The sequence below is a fragment of the Streptomyces sp. KPB2 genome (genome assembly GCF_003950055.1).
Taxonomy (GTDB): Bacteria; Actinomycetota; Actinomycetes; order Streptomycetales; family Streptomycetaceae; genus Streptomyces; species Streptomyces salinarius.
The window spans coordinates 1758181-1783904 of the sequence record NZ_CP034353.1; the positions used below are offsets into that span (position 1 = coordinate 1758181).

Genomic DNA, 25724 nt, shown 5'->3' on the forward strand with positions numbered 1-25724 from the left:
CAACCCCTTTGCACGGCTCGAACGGGCCTGGTCATGGTCGTGAAGTGACCGCGTCCCGTCAAGAGCCCGCGTACACGCTCCCACCTGTGCGAATGCGACACTGACCCCCGGCACGACCGGAACGGGTACGGACACGGAGGCGCGAGGCGATGGACGAGGCACGGGCGCGGGAGGTGCTGGCCGCGGCGGGGCTGCCCGGGGCGGCGGCGCGGGAGGCGCGGCTGCTGGCCCTCGGCGAGAACGCGGTGTTCGCCGCCGGCGACCTGGCGGTCAAGGTGGGCCGCGACGCCGAACTCCTCGACCGGGCGCGCCGGGAACTGGCCGTCGCGCTCTGGCTGGCGGAGGCGGGCGTACCGGCCGTGCGGGCGGCCGAGCCGGCGGCGCTGATCGTCGACGGGCACCCGGTCACCGTGTGGCACCGGCTGCCCGATCCGGTGCGGCCCACCGAGCCCAGGGACGTGGCCGCGCTGCTCCGGCTCGTCCACGAACTCCCCCTCCCCTCCTCCTTCGAACTGCCGCCCCGCGAGCTGCTGGGCGGTGTGGAGCGCTGGCTGCGCCTCGCGGGCGATGTCATCGACCCCGCGGACGCGGCCTATCTGCGCGAGCGCCGGGACGGCTTCGCGTCGGCCGCCGCCGCGCTCACCCCGCACCTGACGCCGGGTCCCATCCACGGGGACGCGCTGCCCCGCAATGTGCACGTCGGTCCCGACGGGCCGGTCCTGATCGACCTGGAGACCTTCTCCGCCGACCTGCGCGAGCACGACCTCGTGGTGATGGCGCTGAGCCGGGACCGCTACGGGCTGCCCGCCGAGGCCCACGACGCCTTCACCGCGACCTACGGCTGGGACGTGCGCGAGTGGGACGGCTGCGCGGTGCTGCGCGGCGCCCGGGAGACGGCGAGCTGCGCCTGGGTGGCGCAGCACGCGCCGAGCAACCCGAAGGCGCTGGCCGAGTTCGAGCGCAGGGTGGCGTCGCTGCGGGACGGGGACCCGACCGTGCGGTGGTATCCCTTCTGACGTGAGGCCCCTTCCGGCCCCGGGCGGGGTGGCTCAGACCCGCTCGTCGGCCGGTTCCCCGGCGGGCTCGCGCAGCGGCCAGGTCCCGTCGACGACGGCCGTGGCGTCGCCCTTGCGGCGCAGGAAGCCCTGGAAGTCCGCCGCCCACTCGGCGTACCACTCGACCTGGCGGCGGTGCAGGTCCGCCGGGCCGAGGGCCGCGACCTTGGGGTGGCGGCCGGCTATCGCGCAGGCCAGCCGGGCCGCGGCGAGGGCGTCGGCCGTGGCGTCGTGGGCGGCGTCGAGCGGGACTCCGTACTCCCGGCAGACGGCCTCCAGGTTCCGCTTGCCCCTGCGGTAGCGGTCGACGGCACGGTCGATGGTGTACGGGTCGATGACCGGGGCGGGGTCCAGGCCGCCGAGGCGCTCGCGCAGGGACGGCAGCCCGTGCCGCCGCAGTTCGGCGGAGAGCAGGGTGAGGTCGAAGGCCGCGTTGTAGGCGACGACCGGGACGCCGGCCTTCCAGTGGTCCGCGAGGACGTCGGCGATGGCGTCCGCGACCCGGTCGGCGGGGCTGCCCTCACTGGCCGCGCGTTCGTTGCTGATGCCGTGGACCGCCACCGCGTCCGCCGGGATCTCGACGCCGGGGTCGGCCAGCCACTCCCGCCGGCCGAGCGGCTGTGAGCCCCTGACCTCGATCACGGCCCCCGTGACGATGCGCGCCTCGCGCGGATCGGTGCCCGTCGTCTCCAGGTCGAAGCCGATCAGCAGCTCCCGGTGCCAGCCCATGGGCGGTCCCCCTTCTTGGTGGTGCGTTCCCCCAGTGGTCTCCACCTTCGCACGGGCCACTGACAATCAGAGGACCGCATTCCGCTTACGCCCCCGGGGCGACGTTCAGGACACCGGCCGCGAATCCGCCCACATCAGCTCGAACTCCTCACGGTAGGTGGGGAAGAGTCCGCCTTCGTCGAGCCGGTCCGACTTCACCACCTTTGCGCCGTTGCGCCCGTTGCGCAGGACGAGCACCGGCGCCTCCATCCCGCGCGTGCGGCGCAGATAGGACTGCACGACCGCGATGCCGTCGGCGCCGTCCCCGTCGACGAGGTAGGCGGTGAAGCGAGGCGTCTCGTCGAAGACCTGGATCTCGAAGGCGCCCGGGTCCCGCAGCCGGGCGCGCACCCGGCGCATGTGCAGGATGTTCATCTCCACCGCGCGGCTCAGCTCGCCCCGCTTGATGCCCAGTTCCCGCTCGCGGCGCTTGATCGCGCTGGAGGCCGGGTTCAGGAAGAGCAGCCGCACCCGGCCGCCGGCCTCGGCCATCCGCAGCAGGCGGCGGCCGGAGAAGTTCTGCACGAGCAGATTGAGGCCGATGCCGAGGGCGTCCACCCGGCGGGCGCTGCCGAACAGGTCCTCGGCGGGGAACTGGCGCAGCAGCCGCACCCGGTCCGAGTGCACGGCGACCACGTCGGCGTAACGGTCCCCGACCAGATCCTCCACCGCGTCCACCGGGAGCCGGCGCGCGGACGGCACGTCGCTGCCCGCGCCCAGGACCTCGAGCAGCCGCGCCGAGGCCCGTTCGGCCTGGTTCAGGACCGCCTCGGACAGCGCCCGGTTGCGGGAGACGACGTTGCGGGTGACCTCCAGCTCGTCCAGGGCCAGCTCGACGTCGCGGCGCTCGTCCACGTAGGGCTCGAAGCAGGGCCAGTGCTGCACCATCAGCTCGCGCAGCTGGGGCAGGGTGAGGAAGCTGAGGACGTTGTCGTCGGCCGGGTCGAGCAGGTAGCCCTTGCGGCGGCTGACCTCGCGGACCGCGACCGCGCGCTGCACCCACTCCTGTCCGGCGGGTCCGGCGGCGGCGACCACCCAGTCGTCGCCGTGGACCGGTTCGTAGACCGGCCGCAGGACGGCGGCCACCACCGCGCGCAGCCGCTGCTCGACGAGGTTCAGCCAGATGTAGGCCCGGCCCGCCCGCTGCGCGCGGGTGCGCACCTCGTGCCAGGCGTCGGAGTCCCAGTCCAGCTCCGGACCGATCGCGCCCGCGTTCATCGGCCGCGCCAGGGACACCGCACCGGGCGGGACGTCCGTGGAGTTCCCCTGATGACCCTCGTCACCAGGAGGCAGCTCCAGCCCTCCCGAGCCCACCCGAGTACCGCCTTCCGCTCCCCCGGACACTGCCGGGGACACCCCGTCCCAACGATCAAGGAAGGGTACTCCGCCGACGGTCCGAGGTGCAGCCCGATGCACGGGCCGGTTTTCACCAACCTCCTTGATCCACGGGCGTGTTCCGCCGGCACTCACACCGGGGAGTGAGCGGATTCATAGCGGTGACGTGGGAGGGGTACGACGCAGGAGGCCGGGTGCCTGTCCGGGGCCCGGCCGGAGCAGAACGCCGGAGGATGGGTAGGAGGACGTACGTGCTAGGTGGTCGCCTCACTTTCGGGGAGACTTCCGGGGGACTCGGAGCCAAGGCGTCCGCACCGGCGCCCCACACCTGAAAGAGTCGTGTTCATGCAGGTCTGGCCTGGAGAGGCGTATCCACTGGGTGCCACGTACGACGGCGCCGGCACCAACTTCGCGGTCTTCACGGAGGCCGCCGACCGAGTAGAGCTGTGTCTGCTGCACGACGACGGCTCGGAGACGGCGATCGAGCTGCGGGAGAGCGACGCGTTCGTCCGGCACGCGTACGTGCCGGGCGTGATGCCGGGACAGCGGTACGGGTACCGCGTGCACGGCCCGTACGCCCCGGAGCGCGGGCTGCGCTGCAACAGCGCCAAGCTGCTCCTCGATCCGTACGCGCGTGCGATCAGCGGGGCGGTCCAGTGGGGGGAGGAGGTGTACGGCTACCACTTCGGCCAACCCGAACGGCGCAACGACCTCGACTCGGCCCCGCACACGATGACGTCGGTCGTGGTCAACCCGTACTTCGACTGGGGCGACGACCGGCGCCCCCGGACGGAGTACCACCACACGGTGATCTACGAGGCCCATGTGAAGGGCCTGACGATGCGCCACCCGGGCCTGCCGGAGGAGCTGCGCGGCACCTACGCGGCCCTCGCGCACCCGGCGCTCATCGAGCACCTCACCGGGCTGGGGGTGACCGCGCTGGAGCTGATGCCGGTCCATCAGTTCGTCAACGACCACCGCCTGGTGGACATGGGTCTGAACAACTACTGGGGCTACAACACGGTCGGCTTCTTCGCCCCGCACAACGCCTACGCCTCCTGGGGCGACCGCGGCCAGCAGGTGCTGGAGTTCAAGTCGGCGGTCAAGGCGCTGCACGAGGCCGGGATCGAGGTGATCCTGGACGTTGTCTACAACCACACCGCCGAGGGCAACCACCTGGGCCCGACGCTGTCCTTCAAGGGCCTGGACAACCCCTCGTACTACCGGCTGGCCGACGACCCCCGCTACTACACGGACACCACGGGGACCGGGAACTCGCTGCTCATGCGGTCCCCGCACGTCCTTCAGATGATCATGGACTCGCTGCGGTACTGGGTCACCGAGATGCACGTGGACGGGTTCCGCTTCGACCTGGCGGCGACCCTGGCCCGGCAGTTCCACGAGGTGGACCGGCTGTCGTCGTTCTTCGACCTGGTACAGCAGGACCCCGTGGTCTCCCAGGTGAAGCTGATCGCCGAGCCCTGGGACGTGGGCGAGGGCGGCTACCAGGTGGGCAACTTCCCGCCGCTGTGGACCGAGTGGAACGGCAAGTACCGGGACACGGTGCGGGACCTGTGGCGGGGCGAGCCGCGCACACTGGCGGAGTTCGCCTCCCGGCTGACCGGGTCGTCCGACCTCTACCAGGACGACGGGCGCCGCCCGCTGGCCTCGATCAACTTCGTGACCTGCCACGACGGCTTCACCCTGCACGACATGGTGGCCTACAACGACAAGCACAACCACGCCAACGGCGAGGACAACCGGGACGGCGAGAGCCACAACCGCTCCTGGAACTGCGGCGTCGAGGGCGACACGGACGACCCGGCGGTGCTGGAGCTGCGGGCGCGGCAGATGCGCAACTTCATGGCCACCCTGCTGCTCTCCCAGGGCGTCCCGATGATCAGCCACGGCGACGAGTTCGCCCGCACCCAGCGGGGCAACAACAACGCCTACTGCCAGGACAACGAGCTGGCCTGGGTGGCGTGGCCCGACGAGGACCCCGACCTGCTGCGGTTCACCCGTGCGATGGTGTGGCTGCGCAAGGACCACCCGGTCTTCCGCAGGCGCCGCTTCTTCCACGGGCGCCCCGTGCAGGGCACCCACGACGAGCTCTCGGACATCGCCTGGTTCACCCCGGAGGGCGCGGAGATGACCCAGCGGGACTGGAACTCGGCGCGGGCCTCGGCGCTCACGGTCTTCCTGAACGGCAACGCGATCTCCGAGCCCGGCACCCGCGGGGAGCGCATCGCCGACGATTCGTTCCTGCTGATGTTCAACGCCTCGCCGAAGCCGCTCGACTTCGTGGTGCCGGTCGACCACGGCCGGCAGTGGGAGGTGGTCGTCGACACCGCGCTGACGGAGGGGGTGCCCGCGGGCACGGGCCCGAAGGTGCAGGCCGGGGACCGGCTGACCCTGCTGGACCGGAGTCTGACGGTGCTCCAGCGGCCCGTGTAGGGCCCGGGACGGGGCCGGCCCCCTGCACCCGTGCAGGGGGCCGGTGACAGGAAAGGCGGCGGGGCGGGTACACAGCTTTCCATGACACCTGAGCGACCCGACCCGGTGCCGTCCCCGGCCTCCCCCGCCTCCGCGACCCCTACCCCCGCCCGCGTCCCCTCGGCCACCTACCGGCTCCAGCTCCAGCCGGACTTCCCCTTCGGGGCCGCGGCGGCGGCCGTGCCGTACCTGGCCTCGCTCGGCGTGTCGCACCTGCACCTGTCCCCCGTCCTGGAGGCGGTCCCGGGCTCGCCGCACGGCTACGACGTCGTCGACCACGCGCGCGTGCGCGCCGAACTGGGCGGCGAGGAGGGGCTGCGGGCGCTGTCGCGCACCGCGCGGGAGCACGGTCTGGGCCTGGTGGTGGACATCGTGCCCAACCACATGGCGATGTCGCCGCGCCACAACCGCGCCCTGTGGGAGGTGCTGCGCGAGGGACCCGAGTCGCCGTACACGCGGTGGTTCGACATCGACTGGCGGGCGCAGGGCGGCCGGCTGCTGCTGCCGGTGCTGGGCGGCCCGGTCGGCGAGGTGCTGGGCGACCTCCGGGTCGACGGCGACGTGCTGCGCTACCACGAACACGCCTTCCCGCTGCGGGACGGCACCGCGGACCTGCCGCTGCCGCGGCTCCTGGACGCGCAGTGGTACCGCCCGGTGTGGTGGCGGCTGGCCCGCACCGAGCTGAACTACCGGCGCTTCTTCAGCATCTCGGAGCTGATCGGCGTCCGCGTGGAGGACCCGGAGGTGTTCGAGGCCACCCACGCGACGATCCTGCGGCTGCTGCGCGAGGGCGTGGTCGACGGCCTGCGCGTCGACCACCCCGACGGCCTGGCCGACCCCGACGGCTACCTGGAGCGGCTGCACGAGGCCAGTGGCGGCCGGTGGACGGTGGTGGAGAAGATCCTCGCGGACGGGGAGCGGCTGCCCGCGGCCTGGCCGGTCGCCGGCACCACGGGGTACGACGCCCTGCGGCACGTCGACGGGCTGTTCGCGGACCCGGCCGGGTCCATGCAACTGCTGGACGCGTACCGCCGGTTCTCCGGCCCCGAGGCGGACCGGGGCGGGGACTGGGCGGCGACGGTGCGGCGCGCGGCGTACGAGGTGCTCGCACACGAGCTGGCCACCGAGCTGGACCGGCTGACCCGGGTCGCGCACCGCCTGTGCGCCACGGCCCCCGACCTCGCGCTGCGCGACCGGGCGCCCTGGGCACTGCGTACGGCGCTGCGGGAGCTGCTGGTGCGCATGAAGGTGTACCGGCCCTACACGTCGGTGGACGCGGCGGCTGTCGTCACCGAGGAGGCGGCGGCCGAGGCACGGCGCGTCTTCGCGGTGCCCGAGGAGGCCGGCGCGGTGGACGTCGTACGGAATCTGGTGCTGGGGCGGTACGGGGACGGTCCCGAGCACGTGGAGTTCCGGACGCGGTTCGCGCAGACCGCGTCGGCGCTGCGCGCGAAGTCGGTCGAGGACACGGCCTTCTACCGCTACCTGCCGCTGCTGTCGGCGACCGAGGTGGGCGGCGACCCCGGCAGACCGGCCGTGTCGGCCGAGGAGTTCCACGCCTACTGCGCGCGCGTGCAGCGCGACTGGCCCGCGACGGGCACGGTGGTCTCGACACACGACACCAAGCGCAGCGCCGACGTGCGCGCCGCGCTGGCGGTGCTCACCCAGTGCCCCGAGCGGTGGGCGGACGTCCTGGCTCAGGCTGCGGAACTCGCCCGGACGGGCGGGGAACCGCCGGACGGACAGGTGGCCTGGGCGGCCTGGCAGACGGTGTTCGGTCTGGGGCCGGCGGACGAGGAGCGGGTGCAGGAAGCGCTGCTCAAGCACGTGCGCGAGGCGGGCCTGCACACCAGCTGGACGGAGCAGGACCCCGCGTACGAGGAGTCGGTGGCCCGGTTCGTGGCCTCGGGGCCGTGCGGCGCGCCGGGGGAACGGATCGCCGCCCTGCGCAAGGCGCTCGAACCGCACGTGAGGGCCAACGTCCTCGGTGCGGCCCTGGTCCATCTGACAATGCCGGGCGTGCCGGACCTCTACCAGGGCACCGAGCACGAGTACCGGGCACTGGTGGACCCGGACAACCGCCGCCCGGTGGACTTCCCCTCCGCCGGGGCCGGCGGCGCGGGCGTGGGCATCGGCGAGAGGGGGGAGAAGGCGGCGGTGACCCGGGCGGCGCTGGCGCTGCGGGCACGGCGGCCGGGCACGTTCGGTGACGCGGCGACGTACGAACCGCTGCCCGCCGAGGGCCCGGCGGCGGCGCACTGCGTGGCGTTCGCCCGCTCCGGCCGGGCCGTGACGGCGGTGACCCGGCTGTCGCTGCGGCTGGCGGAGGCGGGGGGCTGGCGCGGCACGACGCTGCCGCTGCCGCCCGGCCGGTGGGCAGACGCGCTGGCGCCGGAGCGGGAATTCGCGGGGCACGCGCGCGTGGCGGACCTCTTCGCGGACATGCCGGTGGCGCTGCTGGAGCGGGTCGACGCGCCGGAGGCGTAGCGGGGCGGCCGAGGTGTGAGGGGCGGCGGCTGAGTGGGGGCCGCGAGAACGCGGGCCCGCGCGTCCGGGTGGACCGTGTCAGTCCCGGTGCATGGGCACCGTGGCCTCGGTCCCCCGGCCGGGACCGGCCGCGCGGGAGCCCGCGCCGGGACGCCGCCCGGCCAGTTCGAACGCGGCGAGTACGACCCGGGTCTGGTACTCCACCTGGCGCCCGACCGGTATCCAGTGCGCGGCGCAGCCGTCGCGGTAGTCGGCGCAGCCCTCGTCGACGAGCCGGTCCAGTTCGGGCAGCACGCCCGCCGGATCGCCGCCGGTACGGGTGACCAGCTGGTGCAGCAGTCCCGCGGTCCGCAGGGACAGGCGCCGTCCGGCCAGCCGCAGGGCGACGAGGTGGGACGTGTTCATCGGCGGCAGTGAACGGCCCGTTCCGTCGTCGGTGTCCGGGTCCCAGGCGTCGGCGAGCCGGGGGCAGACCAGCAGGTAGTCGTCGACCGGTGCGAGCAGGTGCGCCGCCTCCGGCACGGTGGCGAGGTGGGGCCTGAGGCGGGCCAGGACGCGGTGCAGACGCCGGGTGTCCTGGCGCAGGGTGCGGCTCACGGTGCGCAGCACGGTGTCGCGGTCGGCCGGGGGCGAGCCGTCCGCCACGGCCGCCACGCCCCACATGGGTGCCTCGACGACCGCGGTGACGGTGCCGTAGCGGCCCGGGTGGCACCAGGTCGAGTCGACGGCGGCCTCGGTGATGGCGGCGGTGAAGTCGCCGCGGCGGGGCGGGGGGATGCGGTAGACGGCGGGTCCGAGGTCGGGCCAGTACAGGGTGTCGTAGGCGCCGAGCTCGCGGGGTACGGCGAGCCGGGCGGCGATGTGGGAGATGCGCTGGGAGAGGCCCGGCAGGTCGTGGGTCAGCTCGACGAATCCGCCGCCGACGTCCACACCGTGCAGGGAGCACTGCAGGAAGGGCCGCAGCTCCGCCTGGAGGTCGAGCAGGGTGCGGGTCTCGGGGAGCGTTGCGCGGTCCGGGCCGTCGGGCAGCCACTCGGGCTGTTCCAGGAAGCCGGGCCGGAAGAAGTTCCGGGCGTAGCGGCCCAGGGTGTAGGGGCCGGTCAGCCAGCCCTCGTTGCGGCGCAGCCCGTCGGGGTCGGCGCACAGCAGCAGGTTCCAGGTGGCGTCCGCGCCGTCGGCGAGCCGGGGGTCGGCCACGGCCCGCTCGGCCAGCCGCAGGGCGGTGGCGCCGCCCACGGGTTCGTTGGCGTGCGGTCCGGCGACGACGAGGACCTGACGGCTGCCGTGGCCGACGGAGAGCAGCAGCAGCGGATGGCCCGCGCGGGAGGTGCCGACGCGGCGCAGCCGGGCGTGCCGGGGATGCCGGGCGACGATTGCGGCGGCCCGGGCCCCCAGCTCGTCCACGGTCGGGTAGCGCAGGAGGGGCGGCAGGGCACACCTCCACGAAGCGGGCCGTCGGTTCACCTGGTGTGCGCGGTGTACGCACAGTCAGTCACGAGTTGGAGGGTACGTCAACACCGCGAAAAGCAAAGAGGATTCGGGCCCGGTCAGTTCGCGGCCAGGCGGAAGGCCATGCGGCCGAAGCCGATCTGGTCGCCCTCGCGGACGACGGCCGCGCCGATGACCCGCCGCCCGTTGACCGTGGTGCCGTTGGTGGAGCCCAGGTCGCGCAGGACCCACATGCCGCCCTGGCGGCTCAGCTCCGCGTGCACCCGGGAGACCGTCTCGTGGCTCAGCCGCAGCCCGCTCGCCGGGTCGCGCCCTATGCGCAGCGGATGGCCGGCGCCGGGGTGGGGCAGCAGCAGCTTGGGCAGCCGCTCGGCCCGCCACGCCCGGCCGAGCCGTACGCCGAAACCGGACACCGCCTCCACGGTGCCGAACACCATCCGCGACAGCCGGCTCTCGGTGCGCAGGTCGGCGGTGAGCACGGCCAGCTCCTCCACGCGGCGGGCGGCGAGCGCCAGTTCCATCCGGCGGACGAAGGTGTCGTGCGACAGGCGCCCCATGGCGACGCCGTCCCGCAGCACGCTCAGCGCCTTGTCGCGCTCCGCGTCGGACAGCCGCGCGGGGTACGTGTGGAACTCGAAGGACGACGTCACGCAGCTGATTGTCGGTCAGCGGGGGCCGGGGTGTCCAGACGACGGCTCGTCGGCCACGGCGTACAGCGCGGACACGCGGGCGCCGCGGCGCCGCTTGGCCTCGATCGTGGTCATGCCCGCGTGCAGGGCCGTGGTGCCGTGGGCGTAGGCGTCCTCGATGGGGAGGTAGTACATGAGGTTGAAGTAGAGGTGGGGCGCGGGGTGTTCGCGGTCGTGGGCGACCGCGCGGATCCATGTGGTGGCTCCGTAGTGGTAGTAGAGGCAGAAGGCGATCATGCGGTCCCGCTCGTGGGCGGCGACCACCCGGGCCTCGGTGCCCATGGTCGCGGCCTGGCGTTCGAGCAGGGTGGTCATCGCGTCGACGCCGTCACGGTCGTGTCCGTGGCCCTGCTGGTGTCCGGCGAGGAGCGCTCCCGCCTCCTCGAAGCAGTCCGCGAGCAGGTGCCGGCGTACGGGGAGGGCGGCGGCGAAGTCGCGTCGTTCGCGGCGGACGCCGGCCCGGCGCCGTGCGGGCAGTGCGGCGACGTAGTCGTCGAAGTCCGTGCCGGGCAGGGGGATGAGGGCGTCGTCCTCCAGGTGGAGGGGCGGGCCGGGGTAGAGCGGCGCGAGTCGGGTCGCGGCCCGGGCGGTGAGGTAGGGCCACCAGTGGGTGGTGCCGTGGCCGGCCGCGAAGCGGCGTGCGGTGTCCCGGAGGAGGACGAGGCAGGCGTCGCGGTCCGCGGGGGCGAGTCCGGGACGGGTGAGCGGGGTGTTGTGGTAGCCGCGACGGGCGCCGGCGATCACGCGGGGCCGCAGGTGAGGGGGCAGTACGGTCTCGGGCCGGTAGCGGTCGTTCGGCTCGTCCCGCACCAGATAGAGGGGTGCGGCGGCGAGCAGGGTGCCGCCGCGGTCCCGTACGAGGGCGTACGCGGCGGTGGCGGTGGCGTCCGACTCCTCACCGACCAGCCACCGGTGGGAGAGGTAGAGCCCGGCCGGCCGGGCGAGGTGCTCCCACTCCGCGGCGGGCAGGTCGTGGAGGGAGTCGACGACGCTCGTGATCAACTGGGGCTCCTTCGGCCGGGGCGGTCGGCGGTGGTGAGGGCCGGGGCGGCGAACAGGGCGATCAGGCAGGCGGCGGCCTCGAAGCCCCACGGCAGGAGAGGGTCGGTCTCCAGCAGCAGGGTGAACAGGGCGGGGGCGGCGACCATGCCGACGGCCCAGGAGAACTGGTAGAGGCCCTGGGTGAAGCCGCCGGCCGCCTGGGGCGTGAGGGTCACCGACAGTTCGCTCAGCGCGGGGCCGAGCAGGATCTCCGCCACGCTGAAGAGGACGATCGCGGCGACCAGGGCCGCCCAGGCGGCGGCGGTGGCGCCGGGGAGGGCGGGCAGCGCGAACGCCCCCATGCCCGCCGTCATGATCAGGTAGCCGGTGGACACGGCGCGCCGGGGCACCTTGGGGGCCAGGTGCGCGGTGACGACGGTCGAGCACGCGGAGACGATGAGGGTGTTGACGGCGAACAGCAGGCTGGCGGCCGAGGCGGGGAGGTCCAGGGCGCGGGTGGTGTAGACGGCGACGAGCACGGAGAGGAGGGCCTGGGCGAGGACGTAGGGGATGTTGACGGCCACGAGCACGAGGTAGCGGCGGGTGTGGCCCGACCTGGTCACGGGGTCGTCCGGCGGTGCGCCGTCCGGTTTCGGCGGGGTGAGGGTGAGGGTGGCGAAACAGGCGGCCGCCAGCAGGTAGGTCGCGGCGTCCACGGCGATCAGCCAGCGCAGCGATCCGGTGCCGAACAGGCTCAGCGCTCCGGCCGCCGCGCCGGCTCCGGCGGCGAGCCCGATGTTGCGCAGCGAGCCGGTGAACGCGAACCAGGCGCGATGCTCGGCCGGGGCGACGTGGATGATCAGGGTGCGCTGCGCGGTGAAGTACATGTTGATGCCGGCCTGTACGAGCAGGTGGACGCAGGCAATGTGCCACGGCTGGCGGGCGCACAGGAACAGGGCGAACCCGGCGGCGGAGAGGATGTTCGCCCACACGACGACGCGCCCCGGTCCGACACGGTCCATGAGGCGTCCGGCGAGGAACGTGACGGGCAGGGCCAGCGCCTGACCGGCCGTCATGGCCACGCCCACCCGGGCCAGGGGCAGGTTCAGGACCTCGGTGCAGTAGAGGAGTCCCAGGGGCAGCAGCATGCCGTTGCCGACGGAGTCGATCAGGTTGCCGGTGACGAACAGGCCCTGGCCGCGCAGCTCGGGCAGGCCGAGGCGCCGCGCGGTACGGGGGCGGCGGGCGTCCGCGGGCGCGGTCACCGGCGCACGTCCAGCAGGGAGCCGATCTTGGCCATGACACCGGCCGCGGGGAATCCGGACGTCTCGTGCAGCTCCGCCAGGGCCTCGACGGTCGGCTCCTCGTCGCCCTCGGCGAGGCGGAACACGACGATGTCGCCGTGGGAGGCGCCGTCGATGACCAGCTCGTGCGCGGTCACCACCGGCACGCGCCGCCGGAGTTCGGCCAGTGCCCCGGGCGGGGTACCGTCGGCGGCCAGGAACTCGATCGCCCAGCCGGTCCGCGGTGCCGTGCCACCGGGGACGGGAAGGCCGCGGGCCATGCGGGCGAGGGAGGTGAAGGTGTTGGTGCCGGACGCGGCGCACGACAGGGTGGTGGCGCCGCCGATGCGCGGGTTGACCTCCAGGACGACGAACCGGTCACCGGTCCAGATCATGTCGACGTTGACCGACCCGTGGACGCCGAGGTCCCCGCAGAGACCGACCAGGGTGCGGGCGACTTCGGCGAACGCGGCGTCCGGCGTCTCGCGGGGACCGCACCACCGCAGGTCCGCGAAGGTGAACACCGGTTTAGCCCCGGCGCGTCCGGTCCAGCACAGGGGCAGGACCCGGTAGGAGCCGGGGCGGCCCACGATGTCCACGCTGCACAGATCGCCCTCGATCACCTGTTCCACCACCGTGGACACCCTGTCCGGGTCCGGGGCGAGGTGGGTGTCGAGGTCGGCGGGTGAGCGCAGGGTGCGGATGCCCATGCTGGTCGAGTCCCAGACAGGCTTCGACATCAGCGGGTAGCCGATGCGTCCGGCCTGCACGCGCAGCGCGTCGCGGTAGCCGGGCACGGGGAGCCCCCGTCCCCCGAGGAGGTCGGAGTCGACGCGGAACCCGTCGGGCACGTGCAGCCCCGCCCGTGCGCAGAGCCGTTTGGTCTCCCACTTGTCCACCAGCAGCAGGGTGGCCGCGAGCGGGGTCATGACCGTCGGGATGCCGGCCGCGTCCAGGAACGCCTTGGCCGCGGCGTCGCGGACGGCGTTCTCGCACGGCAGCGAGATCGACACCGCGGCGTCCGCCCCCCAGGCGGCGACCGCGTCCGCCAGCTCCCTCGGCGTCACCTCCCGGCCGAGTCGTTCCCGGTGGCCGGGGAAGTCGTCGTCGGCCGCGGGGCCGCCGGTGTGGAACAGCCCGGCCTCGATCCCCTCGGCCGCGAGTTCGCGCACGGCGCGCTGGATGTAGGGGTCGGCCCGCCGGATGTGCGCGGAACGCATGAACGCGATCTTCCGCATCCGTGTCAGCCCACTTCCACTCGGGACCGGGCGACCACCCGGTCGGCCAGCGCGCCGGCCCGGTCCGGGGTCTCCGCCCGGGCCACCACGTGCCCGATCCGGCACGTCGAGTCGGCCGGCTCGGGCACCGCGTCCCCGGGCCGGAGATGCACCTCGCTGTGGGTGCCGGGCAGGTCGGGGATGTCCACCCGCCGCAGCACCCCGCCGTGTTCGGGCAGCAGGAACCTGATCGCCGCCGCGTCCGCACGCCGGGGGACGGTGTCGGGGACGAGGCCGAGCACGGCCCGGAGATGGGCCACGGCCTCGCTCACGCCCGTCGCGGCCTCGACGACCTCGCACAGGTTGTCGCCCGGAAGCCGGGCGCCGGTCTCGATGACGTACGGCGTCCCGGTGCCCGGGGGGATCTTCACCTCCGTGTGCGCGATCCCGTTGCGCACGCCGACGGCGAGCGCCGCCCGAGCCGCCGTGTGCCGCACCTGCGCGGCCACCGGCGCGGGCAGGCCGGAGGGGCAGGTGTGTCCGGTCTCGACGCGGTACCGGCCCCCGGTGGTGTCCTTCCTGACGACCGGCAGCGGGTAGGCCACCCCGGACGCGACCACCGTGTCGCAGGAGTACTCCTCCCCCGCGACGTACTCCTGCAGCAGCACCCTCGGGTCGAGTTCCAGGCCGTGGGGCAGGGCGCGGGTGTACCGCCGGGCCGCGTCGACGGCGTCGCCGAGCCGGTCCGGGCCGTCGACCACGGACACGCCCCAGGAGCCGCCCTGCTCCGCGGGCTTCACCACCAGCGGCCATCCGAGACCGTCCCGCCGTTCCCGCGCCACCCGGTGGGCTTCGGCCGCGTCGTGCACGACCGCCCAGCGGGGGGCGGGGATCGCGTCGGCGGCGAACGCCTCCCCCATGCGGATCTTGTTCCGGGCCGCGTGCGCGAGCCGGGGGTCGTTGCCGGGCAGGCCGACCCGCCGGGCGAGGAGCGCGGCGAGCGGAGTGAACAACTCGAAGCAGGCCGCGATCCCCGCGACGGCATGCTCCCGGCAGAAGGCCGCCATGTCCCCCAGGGCCCTCGGGACGTCCGTCAGGTCCGTCGCGCACACCCCGGCCAGGGCGGTACGCAACCAGTCCGGGTAGCCGTCGTGGACGTCCTTGTGGGTGGCCGCGTACAACCGCACCCCCAGCCGGTCGGCCGCCTCGACGAGGAAGCGTCCCGCGTTCCCCATCGGCTCGATCACCAGCACGCCCGGCCCGCGCGGGCCCGTCGAGAATGTCATTCCACCAGCAAAGCGGCGGGGCGGCCACAGCGGCTATGGGCCCGATGGACGAAACCAACTGGCTTTCCGACGTGGGCTTTTGGAGCAAGTGCCAAGGAACTGGCAAGTAGGGCCGGGGTATTTGGTGCGCCCACCTGATGGAACCGGGCACGCGCCCCGTGGTCGGATCGCCGGGCGGCAGGAACCACACTCCTCCACCCGGGAAAGGCAACAGGTGACCAGCAGTCTGCACCGCCAACTCGCCGACCACATCGACCAGGGAGTGATCCCGCCCTACCAGTACTCCTACCCGCCCCGCTCCGCGTACCGCCCCCTTCCCGAGGGCAGGTGGACCGTCCCCGGCGTGTGGGCGGCGGACCTGGCCAACCACCAGGTCCCGGAACTCAATCTCTATCTCCACGTACCCTTCTGCGACCGCAAATGCGGGTTCTGCAACCTGTACACCGTCATCAGCACCGACGAGGACGTCTACGACGCCTACACCGAGGCCCTGTGCACCCAGATCCGTGATCACGCGGAGATCATCCGGGCCCGGCGGTTGCGCACCGTCTACATCGGGGGCGGCACTCCCGCGCTGCTACGGCCCCGCCACTTCGAGCAGATCTTCACCACCCTCGGCGAGGTCTACCCGAACTGGCGCTCCACGGCCGAGGAGGTGGCCGTCGAAGCGACCCCGTCCTCGATCGCCGACGCACCCGACGAGTTCAAGGCCCTCATCGACATGGGCCTGACCCGGGCCAACGTCGGCATCCAGTCCCTCGTGCCGCGCGAGATCCGCGAGGCGGGCCGCGGCGGCGAGGACGAGGACGTCATCCGGCGCGCCGTCCACACCGCGCACGAACTCGGCCTGCCGGACCTGTCCACCGACCTGATCATGGGCTTCGCCGGGCAGACCCCCGAGACCTGGCGCCAGAGCGTGGACGAACTGGCCGCGCTCCGGCCCACCACCGTCAGCACCTACTTCCTCACCGTGCGGCCGGACGCCTGGTTCTCCAAGACCGGCGCCTACCAGTACATGTGGCAGCCCGAGTTGTACGAGCGCTACGACTACGCCCGCCAGGTGTTCCTGGAGCACGGGTACGTCCAGGAGGGCTCCGTCCGCTACAAGAAGCCCGGCCGGGGCGGCTACGCGCAGAAGGTGCTCACCTTCCACGGCGTCCCGCTGCTCGGCCTGGGCGTCGGCGCCCGTTCCTACACCAGCGTGCTCGACTACATGTGCGGCAGTGTGAAGCCCTCGACGGCCGAGGTCGCCGACTACATCAGGAAGGCCCGCGACCACGAGCTGACCCCCGTCACGGGCTTCGAACTGACCGCCGAGGAGAACCTCCGCAAGCGGCTCGTCCTCGACACGTTCGACCTCGACCTGTCGGAACTGGAGCGCTTCGGCTACCAGCGGCATGCCGCCGAGTTCGAGCCCGTCCTGGACGCCGCGGAGTCCAACGGGCTCGTGCACCGCCTCGGCGACCGGGTCCAGCTGACGCCCAAGGGCTTCAAGTACCGCGACATCCTGTCGTGGATGTTCTACTCCGGCCCGGTCAAGGACCTCGACCGCGAGTACTACGAGAGGCTCCACGCGGCGAACGGGCGCGCCCGCCGGAACATGGGGGCGGCGCCGGTCCGGATCACCGGTGTCGACCTGCGCGAGGGCGCCACGTGAGCGACCTGTACGTCGCGGCGGGCGGCGGAGGTGATCCCGTGGGGACCCTGATCGCGGCCCGCGCCCTCGGCGGCGACGCGTCCGGTCCGCCGCTGGTCGCCACCTACGCGTGGGAGCGCCCCGAGGTCGATCCCACCGCCGCCGCTCTCGGGGGCGGGGACTTCGAGGGGCTCGTCCACCGAGCGGGCGCCGGGGACGGCTTCGCGGCCTTCACCGCGGCCACGCGCGTACGTCCGCCGGCCGGATCCACCCTGCCCGGGCTCGCCCGCGACCTGCCCGCCCGGCTGCTGCTGCTCGACCCGGCGGCGGGGCTCTCCGCCCTGGCGCGGCAGCTGGGTGCCATGGCGGCGGCAGCGGGCGGCCGGATCCGCGTCGTGGACATCGGCGGCGACATCCTGACCCACGGCGACGAGCCCGGCCTGTGCAGCCCGTTCACGGATGCCCTCACCCTCGCCGCCTGCCACCTCACCGGCATTCCCACCACCGTCCACGTCGCGGGGCCCGGCCTCGACGGCGAGATCGAGGAGCGGACCCTCCTCGAACGCCTCACCGGAAGCGAACCCCTCGTCCCCGACCGGGACGCGGCGGCGGCCGCCTCCCGGGCACTGGCCTGGCATCCTTCCGAGGCCTCCGCGCTGTGGGCGGCGTCCCTCCAGGGCGCCCGCGGCACGGTCCGCACCGTCCGCGAGGGCACCGTCCGGCTCACCGACGCCTCCCCGGGGCTGTACCCGCTGCCGCTCGCGCGGGCCCTCGACCACAACCCGGTCGCGCGGGCCCTCGTCGAGGAACGCCCGGCGACCCTGCGGGCGGCGGCGGCCGTCTCCCACCGGCTCACCGGGATCCACGGGCTGGCGAGCGAGCCCACCGCGCCGTCCCGCCGGGACCGGCACCCGCCCGTCGCGGGGGCCGCTTCCCTCGACGGGGACACGGCCAGGAAGGTCCTGCGCGAGGCGGCCGACGGCGCCGACCACGTCACCCTCCGGTTCGCCGTGCGCACCCTCGGCCTCACCTGGGTGGACATCCCCGCCCTCCGCACCGTCCTGGGCATCGGCACCCCGCTGCTCCGGCCGGCCTGACGCCGGCCCAGGTGCCCGGTCCCGTGCCTCCGGTGAACGGACGGCGGGGCCGGGTACCGCGGCGCGACACCCGCCGCGGGAGGAATCCCCAGCGGAATGATCCACGGTGGAGGACCATGGACGGGTCAGGGCCGCAGACGAAGGGGAACCGTCCGTGCAGTTCGAGGTGTGGGCACCGCAGGCCGGCCGGGTGACGTTGCAGTGCGACGGCACCACACGCGCGCTGGAGCGCGATCCGGAGCGGCCGGGGTGGTGGTGCGGTGAGGCTCAGGCGCAGGACGGCTCGCGGTACGGCTTCGCGGTGGACGGCGGGCCGGTGCTGCCGGACCCGCGCTCGCGCCGTCAGCCGGACGGCCCCGACGGGCTGAGCGCGGTCGTCGACCACGGCCGGTACGCGTGGCGGGCCAACTGGGCCGGGCGTCCGCTGCCGGGCGGCGTCCTGTACGAGCTGCACGTGGGGACGTACACCCCCGAGGGCACCCTCGACGCCGCCGCCGAACGGCTCGAGCACCTGGTGCGACTGGGCGTCACGCACGTCGAGTTGATGCCCCTGTGCCCCTTCCCCGGACGGCACGGCTGGGGGTACGAGGGGGTCTCGCCGTGGGCGGTGCACGAACCGTACGGCGGGCCCGAGGCGCTGAAACGGTTCGTCGACCGGGCCCACGAGCTCGGGCTCGGCGTGGTGCTGGACGTGGTGCACAACCACCTGGGCCCGTCCGGCAACTACCTGCCCGCCTTCGGCCCGTACTTCACCGACACCCACCACACGCCCTGGGGTGCCGCCGTGAACCTGGACGCGCCCGGCTCCGACGAGGTGCGGGCGTATCTGGTGGACAGCGCGCTGGCGTGGCTGCGGGACTACCGGATCGACGGGCTGCGCCTGGACGCGGTGCACGCCCTGGTCGACACGCGCGCGTGCCACTTCCTGGAGCAGTTGTCGACCGCCGTGGACGGCCTGGCGGCCGACCTGGACCGGCCGCTGTTCCTGATCGCCGAGTCCGACCTCAACGACCCGCGGATCGTCACCCCGCGCGCGGAGGGCGGTCTGGGGGTGCACGCGCAGTGGAACGACGACTTCCACCACGCGCTGCACGCCGCGCTGACCGGGGAATCGCAGGGCTACTACGCCGACTTCGCCCGCGAGCCGCTGGCCGCGCTCGCCAAGACGCTGACCCGGGGGTACTTCCACGACGGCACCTACTCCTCCTTCCGGGGCCGTTCGCACGGCCGTGCGCTGGACCGCGCCCGCACGGCCGCGCACCGGCTGACCGGCTACAGCCAGACCCACGACCAGGTCGGCAACCGCGCCCAGGGAGACCGTCTGGCGTCCCTGGTGTCCCCGGGGCTCGCCGCCTGCGCGGCCACGCTGACGCTGACCGCGCCGTTCACGCCGATGCTGTTCATGGGCGAGGAGTGGGCGGCGGGCACGCCCTGGCAGTTCTTCACCGACCACACCGACCCGCGGCTCGCCGAGGCGGTGCGCAGCGGCAGGCGGCGGGAGTTCGCCGCGCACGGCTGGCGCGAGGAGGACGTGCCCGACCCGCAGGACCCGGCGACGCGCGAGCGCTCCTGTCTCGACTGGTCGGAGCCGGAGCGCGAGCCGCACGCGCGTGTACTGGACTGGTACCGGCGGCTGATCGCCCTGCGCGCCGAGCAGCCGGACCTGACCGACCCGGACCTGGCCGACACCCGGGTGGCGTACGACGGCACGGCGCGCTGGCTGGCCTTCCGGCGCGGCGACATCCGGGTGGCCGTGAACCTGGGCACCGAACCGGCGGCGATCCCGCTGGGCAACCGCCCCGCGCGCGTGCTGGCGGCGTGGGAGCCGGTGGAGGGCCCCGGCGAGAACGGAATACTGCGCGTGCCGGGTGAGTCGAGCGTGGTGCTGGTACAGGAATGAGCGCCGGGTGAGCGGGCGGCCCGGTGCCGTCAGGCGGTGTCCTCGGGGCCGTCGTCGCGCAGCTCCGTCACGCGTTCCAGGAGGATCGGCTCCCAGGCCCGTCGCAGCCGGGTTCTGAGCAGGGGCAGCGCGCCGGGGCGGTCGTCCAGCGCCCGGGCGAGCCGGACGACGGCGTCGCAACGGGCCAGCCACAGGCCGCGCAGGCAGGGCCGGGCTCCGTAGCCGGCGAGGGTGGCGGCGCGGACGGCGGCCGGTGAGCCGACGGACAGGGCGAGGCCGGCGATGTCCTCGGCCGGGTCGCCGAGGACCGCCTCGCTCCAGCCGAGGACGCCGCGTACCCGGCCGTCGGCGCTGACGACGAGGTGGTCGCCGCTCAGCCCGTGGTGCACGAGGACGACCGCGCCCGGCTGGACGCCGAGCTGGGCCGCCGCCTCCCGGGTGAGCCGCTCCGGCCGCGCGGTGTCGAACTCGTCGGCCGCGGCGAGGCGGCGGGCGGCGCGCTCGGCGGACTGCCGCAGGGTCTCCAGGGCGCGCGGGGCCGCCCTCGGCACGCCGAGCGTCTCGGCCTGCCGCAGGGGTACCTCGCGCAGGCCGGTGAGCAGCGCCGCGAGGTCCGCCTCGCCCAGGGCGGAGACGGCGTGGTCCTCACCCGACCCGCCGGCCACCTTGGCGTCCAGCGTGTAGGTGAGGCCCGGCGCCCACTCGCCGTGCGCCACGCTGGCCGGCAGCGCGGCCGGGACGTACGGCCGGACCAGTTCGCGCAGGCGCAGTTCGCGGCGTCTGCGTACCGCGGTCTCCCGGTCGGGGGCGAGCCGCAGGACGTGGCGGGTGCCGACCCACCACGTGTCGGGTTCGCCGCCCTCGGTGACCGGCCGGACGTCGGGTTCCGTGTTCCCGCCCAGCAGGGAGCGGACCAGTCGGCGGACGGTGTCCGCGGTGGGTGTCGGTGCCTGGGTCATGTCGCGCCGTCGTCTTCCGGGTCTGCCGGGGTCTGCGGGGTCCGTCCGGCACCGGTCACTCGACCAGGACCAGATCCCGCGTGGTGTCGTTGAACCGCCTGCCACCGTCCTCGGTGACGGTGACGATGTCCTCGATGCGTACCCCGAAACGGCCGGGCAGATAGATGCCCGGCTCCACGGAGAAGCACATGCCGGGCACGAGGGGCTGCTCCTCCCCCTCGATCATGTACGGCGGCTCGTGGGTGGTGACGCCGATGCCGTGCCCGGTGCGGTGGATGAAGTACTCGCCGTAGCCGGCGTCGGCGATGACGGCGCGGGCGGCCCGGTCGACGTCCTGGCAGGCGGCGCCCGGCCGCACCGCACGGAAACCGGCCTCCTGCGCCTCGCGGACCAGGTCGTGCACCCGGCGCTCCTCGTCCGTGGGCCCGCCCACGTGGACGGTGCGGGAGGTGTCGGAGCCGTAGCCGTCCTTGAGGCCGCCGAAGTCGAGGACGATCATGTCGCCGTCCTCGATGACGCGGTCGCCGACCTCGTGGTGCGGGTTGGCGCCGTTGGGTCCCGAGGCGACGATGGTGAAATCGACCTGGGAGTGCCCGAACCGGCGCAGCAGGTCGGCGAGGTCGGCGGCCACCTCGGACTCCCGGCGCCCGCCGAAGCGGACCTTCCGGATCTCCTCGAAGGCGGCGTCCGCGGCCGCGCCCGCCGCCGCCAGCAGTTCCAGCTCCGCCCTGTCCTTGACGGCGCGGAGCATCGGCAGCGCCTCGGTGAGGGAGGCGTAGGACGTACCGGGCAGGGTGCGCTGGAGGGCCAGCAGGTGCATGGCCCAGGCGTTGTCGCTGATGCCGAACCGTCCGGCCCCGTCGAGGAGGGCGGCGGTGGCCGCGTAGGGGTCCTTGCCGTCGGTCCAGTCGCGCAGGGTCAGAGCGGGCGCGCCGGCCGCCTTCGCGGCGTCGGGGGCCTCCAGCGTCGGGACGACGAGCACCGGGTCGCGACCGGGGGCGAGGACGAGCAGGGTGAGGCGTTCGGTGTCCGCCGTCGGCGCGTAACCGGTGAGCCAGACCAGGTCGGGGCCCGGGGCCACCAGGAGCCCGGCCAGCCCCGCGTCGGCGGCCGCACGCGCGGCGCGCTCCATGCGGGCCCGGTAGTCGTCGGCGGTGAAGGGGACGGCGGGCCTGCTGCCGGTCATGCGCGCCTCCCGGGGCGGAAGAGTGAAGGGACCACGGGCAGCATCCTGCCCTCAGGACGGGGGCGACGCGAGCCGATTGGCGTTGATCGACCCTCACGGCTAATGGTTGGATGACGGGCAGGCATTAACATCGGGGGCGTCGCGGCCGTGTGGCGGTTCGGGCGCCCGGAGGAGGCCGGCATCGTGCTCGTACTCGCGCACATCAGTGATCTGCACCTGGACGGAACCCCGCGGGCCACGGAGCGCGCCGAGCGGGTGCGCGACCGGCTGTGGCGGCTGCCGGGGCGGGTGGACGCGCTCCTGGTGACCGGGGACATCGCGGACCACGGCACGGAGTCGGAGTACGAGGAGGCCGCCCGCGTCCTGGGACTGCGCGACGGCTCCGCGCCGTTCCCCGTGCTCACCTGCCCGGGCAACCACGACAGCCGCGCCCCCTACCGCAAGGCCCTGCTCGGCCGTCCCGCCGCCGACGGCCCCGTCAACGACATGCACGTCTTCGACGGCGGCGCGGTCCTGATGTGCGACTCCAGCATCCCGGGCAGCGACGAGGGGGAGCTGGACGAGGAGACGTACGGCTGGATCGAGGCGTCGCTCGACGGGCTCGACGGCGACATGCCGGCCCTGCTCGCCTTCCACCACCCGCCGGCGGCGCTGCACCACCCGCTGCCCGACTCCTACCGGCTGCGCCGGCCCGGGCGCCTGGCCGCGCTGCTGGCACGGAGGCCGGGGATCGCCGGGCTGATCACGGGTCATGCCCACACGCCCGCCGCCACCGTGTTCGCCGGACGGCCGCTGGTGGTGGGCCCCGGGGTGACGTGGACGCTGCGGCTGCCCTGGGAGGGCGACCAGGTCGCGGACCGGGACGCGCCGGTCGGGCTGGCCTACCACGTGCTGGACGACGCCGACCGGCTCACGAGCCACTTCCGCACGGTCACGTGACGACGCCCGGTACGGCCGTCAGCTGCTGGTAGCCGCCGCTCCTGTGGCGCACGGTGAGCTTGACCTCCTTGCCGGGCTCGGCGCGGGCCACGGCGCGGGCGAGGTCGGCGGCCGAGTCGACGCGGGTCGTCCCGACCGTCAGCAGGACGTCGCCCCGCACCAGACCCGCCGCGTACCCGGGGCCGGGCACGTGGACCCCCACGACCCGGGCCCCGGGCCGCTCGTCGTCCACGGCCTCCACGCCGAGGGTCGCGCCGGCCGGCGCCACCGAGGGGGACGCGTCGCCCTCCGGGTCCGCAGGGGCGGCCCGCGTGTCCGTGCCCGCCCCGGCTCCTCCTCCCTGTCCGTGCCCGTCCGCGGCCGCTGCGCCGGGTCCCGGTGCCCCCGCCTGCCGCTGCAGCTCGGCCAGCTTGCTCATGCCGATCACCGTGGTGCCCACCGTGCCGAGCCCCACGCCCGCGAGGACGAGAACGATGGCGGTGAGCACGCCGAGCAGCAGGGTGAGGAGCCGCCGGCGGCGCCGGCGCCCGGCCTGGGGCCGCGGGCCGGTGTCGGGCTCGGTGCCGGGCCCCGGGTCCCGGCCGGGCATCGGCTTGGGACGCAACGCTGTCTGTTCCATGGATCGCCTCCGGCAGGTGCTCTACCCGGCGCATCGGCGCGTGACGAGCCACGAAAGAGTGAGACTGAACGTCGGTCAGGGCGTCGGGACGGGACTGCTCCTCGGCACCGGGACCGGCACGGCCGGCACGGGCGCGGCCGGAATCCGGTCCGGCAGGAAGCCGTGGGTGCGGCTCGCCAGGTACTCGGCCTTGTAGCGCGGGACGTTCCGGTGCCAGTTGAGGATGCCGGCCATCCAGTTCTGCAGGTCGGTGACGTAGCCGTGCATGACGGTCCGCGCCTCTTCCGAGAGCTGGAAGTCGTCGTAGACGACCGGCAGTTCGTGCGCGACGACGTGCTCGAACTGACGCATGCGCTGGTTCATCAGGTCCTGCACGACGCCCAGGGCGGCCGGGTAGTCGACGCCGAAGAAGTTCTGCACGACGAGGACCGCGTTGTGGATCTCGCCCTCGTACTCGATCTCCTTCTGGTAGGAGAAGACGTCGTTGAGCAGGCAGGCGTAGTCGATCGCCGCGTTCTCCAGGGAGCGGACGGGGCCGCTGCGGTAGACCTCGGGCGGCACCGCCGGGCCGTGTCCGGCGCGGCACAGGCCCAGGGTGAGGTCGGAGCCGAAGGTGGCGCGGCGCATCTCCAGATAGTCGACCGGGTCGGGGACGCGGTTCTGGATCTGGTTGGACAGCTCCCACACCCAGGACTCGGTCATCGTGTCGACGGCCGTCTTCAGCGGGCGCCGCTCCTCGGGCGTCATGCCGGCCGTCGTGCGCACCCACAGGTCGATCAGGGAGCGTTCCATGGCGTTGACGGGCGGCGGGACCGGCTCGCCGTCGAGCGGCATGCAGGCCGACAGGCGGGCGGTGGTCAGCCGGGCGGCGGCGAGGTCACGGCGGTGGCCGTAGACCAGCGGGTAGTAGTCGTCGCCGTAGGTGCCGAAGGCCAGCCAGCCGGAGGCGAGGTCGAGTTGGTCCTGGGTGGCGTCCGGGTCGAGGCCGGCGGCGCACAGGGGGAGGTCGCAGCTCTCCAGCTTGTCCTGGTCCCAGACGCCCTCGCTGAGGATGCCCATCCGCAGGCACCACTCGGACAGATGCCGCCGGGCGCCCTCCAGGGCGGGGCTCAGCTCCAGCGGGTAGGGCATGCGGATGTCGGGGATGATCGACGGGCCGACCCTCCGGAAGGGCACGTTGGTGTAGGGGCGGGCCCGCTGGGCGACCGTCGCGGCGAGCAGCGCGCCGACGTCGGCGGCGGAGGTGCCGGGTCCGGTCAGCGCCTCCCAACCCGCCGCCGGACGCTCGCCCTTGTTCATGTAGCGGCTGGAGCGCATGTGCCATTCGTGGCCGCCGGACTGCCAGTCCTGCAGGCCCTTCGTGTACGCGGCGACGGCGGCGAGTTCCGGCGGGGTCAGGCCGTTCTCCAGGGCGACGGCGGGCACCTCGGTGAACGCCGTGTGCTCGAACTGGTGCAGCCGGGAGGTGAGGACGTCGTTGACCAGCTCGGCGGCCTCCTGGGTGGTGCAGCCGAAGAAGGTCTCCAGGACCAGCACCCCGTTGCTCAGCTCCCCCTCGTCCTCGACCTCCCGCTGGTAGGAGAAGAGGTCGTTGCGCAGGTGCACGGCGTCGGAGAACGTCTCCATGAGCACCCTGAGCGGCCTGGACCCGGCGACGGCTGCGGGCACTTCGGCGGTCGCGTACTCGACGAGCCCGGCCGACCAGGGGGCGCCGCCCACCTTGCGGCGCATCTCGATGTACTCGACGGGGTTGGCGACGCGCCCCTCGTTGATGTTGGACAGCTCCCACATGGACTCGTTGAGCAGGTGCTCGGTGGCGACGGCGAAGCGGCGGCGCCAGTCGGCCGACATCGCGGGCACGGTGCGGGTCCACAGGTCGGCGAGGCCGGCCTCGACCGGGTTCTCCGGCTCGGGCATCTCGGCGGCGTCGTCGAGCGGCATGAACAGGGGGAGCCGGTCCAGGTGGGCCTTGCCGGCGAGACGGTCCTGGCTGCGTTTGAACTTCTCCAGGAAGTGGTCGTCGAAGAAGAAGACCCACACGTACCAGTCGGTGATGAGGGAGAGCGCCGGCCCGTCGCAGTCGGGGTGGGTGTAGGCGCACAGCAGGCCGTAGTCGTGGGCGTCGAGGTCGGACTGCTCCCAGACCCCGGAGCCCTCCAGCATGCCCATCTCGCGCGCCCACGTCGTCGAGTGGGCGCGGGCCTCGTCGAGATGCGGGTTGAGCCGCGCGGGATGCGGCAGGTAGAAGTGCGGGAGTCGGAAGGGCTGTTGCGTCATGGCCGGGCACTACCCAGGGCCCTCGGGAGGCATCCACCGGGCGACACATGATCACACCATCGCGTGAA

General features: G+C 73.8%; 19 protein-coding genes. 7 read left to right on the forward strand and 12 right to left on the reverse strand.

All coding sequences use genetic code 11. The annotated features are described in order from the left end of the window. Positions 1 to 149: 149 nt before the first annotated feature. Positions 150 to 1016, forward strand: coding sequence for an aminoglycoside phosphotransferase family protein (locus tag D1J63_RS07620; protein WP_125628291.1), 867 nt, complete (start codon positions 150 to 152; stop codon positions 1014 to 1016). A gap of 33 nt (positions 1017 to 1049) precedes the next feature. On the opposite strand, the gene D1J63_RS07625 is transcribed toward D1J63_RS07620, so the two are convergent. Together D1J63_RS07625 and D1J63_RS07630 are read right to left on the reverse strand one after the other, a co-directional pair. Then, positions 1050 to 1784 (reverse strand): 3'-5' exonuclease, encoded by a 735-nt coding sequence (locus tag D1J63_RS07625; protein WP_125628292.1) that lies wholly within the window; start codon positions 1782 to 1784, stop codon positions 1050 to 1052. 105 nt (positions 1785 to 1889) lie between these two features. Beyond that, positions 1890 to 3137: an SAV2148 family HEPN domain-containing protein gene (locus tag D1J63_RS07630; protein ID WP_102930981.1), complete on the reverse strand. Its 1248-nt coding sequence runs from the start codon at positions 3135 to 3137 to the stop codon at positions 1890 to 1892. A gap of 366 nt (positions 3138 to 3503) precedes the next feature. Here D1J63_RS07630 and glgX point away from each other — a divergent pair, with 366 nt between their 5' ends. After that, on the forward strand, positions 3504 to 5612 hold the full coding sequence (gene glgX, locus D1J63_RS07635) for a glycogen debranching protein GlgX (protein ID WP_125628293.1): 2109 nt from the start codon (positions 3504 to 3506) through the stop codon (positions 5610 to 5612). 81 nt (positions 5613 to 5693) lie between these two features. After that, complete coding sequence (gene treY, locus D1J63_RS07640) at positions 5694 to 8138, forward strand: malto-oligosyltrehalose synthase (protein WP_125628294.1); 2445 nt, start codon at positions 5694 to 5696, stop codon at positions 8136 to 8138. Between the two features lie 78 nt (positions 8139 to 8216). Here the strand turns inward: treY and D1J63_RS07645 are convergent, their stop codons facing one another. From D1J63_RS07645 to D1J63_RS07670, 6 genes are all read right to left on the reverse strand, one after another. Continuing rightward, positions 8217 to 9542: a M14 family zinc carboxypeptidase gene (locus D1J63_RS07645; RefSeq protein ID WP_125628295.1), complete on the reverse strand. Its 1326-nt coding sequence runs from the start codon at positions 9540 to 9542 to the stop codon at positions 8217 to 8219. A 143-nt stretch (positions 9543 to 9685) separates the two neighbouring features. Then, a complete protein-coding gene (locus D1J63_RS07650) occupies positions 9686 to 10237 on the reverse strand; it encodes a DUF1707 and FHA domain-containing protein (RefSeq protein ID WP_102932020.1) in 552 nt (183 codons plus the stop codon). A 15-nt stretch (positions 10238 to 10252) separates the two neighbouring features. After that, complete coding sequence (locus tag D1J63_RS07655) at positions 10253 to 11278, reverse strand: GNAT family N-acetyltransferase (RefSeq protein WP_125628296.1); 1026 nt, start codon at positions 11276 to 11278, stop codon at positions 10253 to 10255. Beyond that, positions 11275 to 12522, reverse strand: coding sequence for an MFS transporter (locus D1J63_RS07660; RefSeq protein WP_125628297.1), 1248 nt, complete (start codon positions 12520 to 12522; stop codon positions 11275 to 11277). Before D1J63_RS07660 ends, D1J63_RS07655 begins: the two co-directional genes overlap by 4 nt. Beyond that, entirely contained in the window at positions 12519 to 13760 is a 1242-nt protein-coding gene (locus tag D1J63_RS07665; protein WP_125628298.1) for an ATP-grasp domain-containing protein, read from the reverse strand. Before D1J63_RS07665 ends, D1J63_RS07660 begins: the two co-directional genes overlap by 4 nt. A gap of 23 nt (positions 13761 to 13783) precedes the next feature. Further along, the gene (locus D1J63_RS07670) at positions 13784 to 15043 is read right to left on the reverse strand and encodes an ATP-grasp domain-containing protein (protein WP_125628299.1); all 1260 of its coding nucleotides are present in this window, start codon (positions 15041 to 15043) and stop codon (positions 13784 to 13786) included. A gap of 214 nt (positions 15044 to 15257) precedes the next feature. Here D1J63_RS07670 and D1J63_RS07675 point away from each other — a divergent pair, with 214 nt between their 5' ends. The 3 genes from D1J63_RS07675 (at position 15258) to treZ (ending at position 19676) form a co-directional block, all read left to right on the forward strand. Further along, a complete protein-coding gene (locus D1J63_RS07675) occupies positions 15258 to 16700 on the forward strand; it encodes a radical SAM protein (protein ID WP_125628300.1) in 1443 nt (480 codons plus the stop codon). Continuing rightward, entirely contained in the window at positions 16697 to 17776 is a 1080-nt protein-coding gene (locus D1J63_RS07680) for a DUF1152 domain-containing protein (RefSeq protein WP_164712757.1), read from the forward strand. Before D1J63_RS07675 ends, D1J63_RS07680 begins: the two co-directional genes overlap by 4 nt. Positions 17777 to 17930: 154 nt before the next feature. Continuing rightward, a complete protein-coding gene (gene treZ, locus D1J63_RS07685; RefSeq protein ID WP_125628302.1) occupies positions 17931 to 19676 on the forward strand; it encodes a malto-oligosyltrehalose trehalohydrolase in 1746 nt (581 codons plus the stop codon). Positions 19677 to 19705: 29 nt separating this feature from the next. On the opposite strand, the gene D1J63_RS07690 is transcribed toward treZ, so the two are convergent. Next, positions 19706 to 20635 (reverse strand): aminoglycoside phosphotransferase family protein, encoded by a 930-nt coding sequence (locus D1J63_RS07690; RefSeq protein ID WP_125628303.1) that lies wholly within the window; start codon positions 20633 to 20635, stop codon positions 19706 to 19708. A gap of 55 nt (positions 20636 to 20690) precedes the next feature. Next, positions 20691 to 21821, reverse strand: coding sequence for an aminopeptidase P family protein (locus D1J63_RS07695; RefSeq protein WP_125628304.1), 1131 nt, complete (start codon positions 21819 to 21821; stop codon positions 20691 to 20693). Between the two features lie 183 nt (positions 21822 to 22004). On the opposite strand from D1J63_RS07695, the gene D1J63_RS07700 reads away from it, so the two are divergent. Beyond that, complete coding sequence (locus D1J63_RS07700; protein ID WP_206436758.1) at positions 22005 to 22760, forward strand: phosphodiesterase; 756 nt, start codon at positions 22005 to 22007, stop codon at positions 22758 to 22760. Here D1J63_RS07700 and D1J63_RS07705 read toward each other — a convergent pair. Both D1J63_RS07705 and cyc2 read right to left on the reverse strand, forming a co-directional pair. Further along, on the reverse strand, positions 22753 to 23379 hold the full coding sequence (locus D1J63_RS07705) for a PDZ domain-containing protein (protein ID WP_164712758.1): 627 nt from the start codon (positions 23377 to 23379) through the stop codon (positions 22753 to 22755). The genes D1J63_RS07700 and D1J63_RS07705 overlap by 8 nt on opposite strands. A gap of 75 nt (positions 23380 to 23454) precedes the next feature. Next, a complete protein-coding gene (cyc2, locus tag D1J63_RS07710; protein ID WP_125628306.1) occupies positions 23455 to 25656 on the reverse strand; it encodes a germacradienol/geosmin synthase Cyc2 in 2202 nt (733 codons plus the stop codon). Positions 25657 to 25724 lie beyond the last annotated feature (68 nt).

What these genes read in the sequence shown, in the direction of transcription:
- D1J63_RS07620 (WP_125628291.1), top strand. Translation starts at nt 150, where the DNA reads ATGGACGAGGCACGGGCGCGGGAGGTGCTGGCCGCGGCGGGGCTGCCC.
- D1J63_RS07625 (WP_125628292.1), bottom strand. Translation starts at nt 1,784, where the DNA reads ATGGGCTGGCACCGGGAGCTGCTGATCGGCTTCGACCTGGAGACGACG.
- glgX (WP_125628293.1), top strand. Translation starts at nt 3,504, where the DNA reads ATGCAGGTCTGGCCTGGAGAGGCGTATCCACTGGGTGCCACGTACGAC.
- treY (WP_125628294.1), top strand. Translation starts at nt 5,694, where the DNA reads ATGACACCTGAGCGACCCGACCCGGTGCCGTCCCCGGCCTCCCCCGCC.
- D1J63_RS07665 (WP_125628298.1), bottom strand. Translation starts at nt 13,760, where the DNA reads ATGCGTTCCGCGCACATCCGGCGGGCCGACCCCTACATCCAGCGCGCC.
- D1J63_RS07670 (WP_125628299.1), bottom strand. Translation starts at nt 15,043, where the DNA reads ATGACATTCTCGACGGGCCCGCGCGGGCCGGGCGTGCTGGTGATCGAG.
- D1J63_RS07690 (WP_125628303.1), bottom strand. Translation starts at nt 20,635, where the DNA reads ATGACCCAGGCACCGACACCCACCGCGGACACCGTCCGCCGACTGGTC.
- D1J63_RS07695 (WP_125628304.1), bottom strand. Translation starts at nt 21,821, where the DNA reads ATGACCGGCAGCAGGCCCGCCGTCCCCTTCACCGCCGACGACTACCGG.
- D1J63_RS07705 (WP_164712758.1), bottom strand. Translation starts at nt 23,379, where the DNA reads ATGGAACAGACAGCGTTGCGTCCCAAGCCGATGCCCGGCCGGGACCCG.
- cyc2 (WP_125628306.1), bottom strand. Translation starts at nt 25,656, where the DNA reads ATGACGCAACAGCCCTTCCGACTCCCGCACTTCTACCTGCCGCATCCC.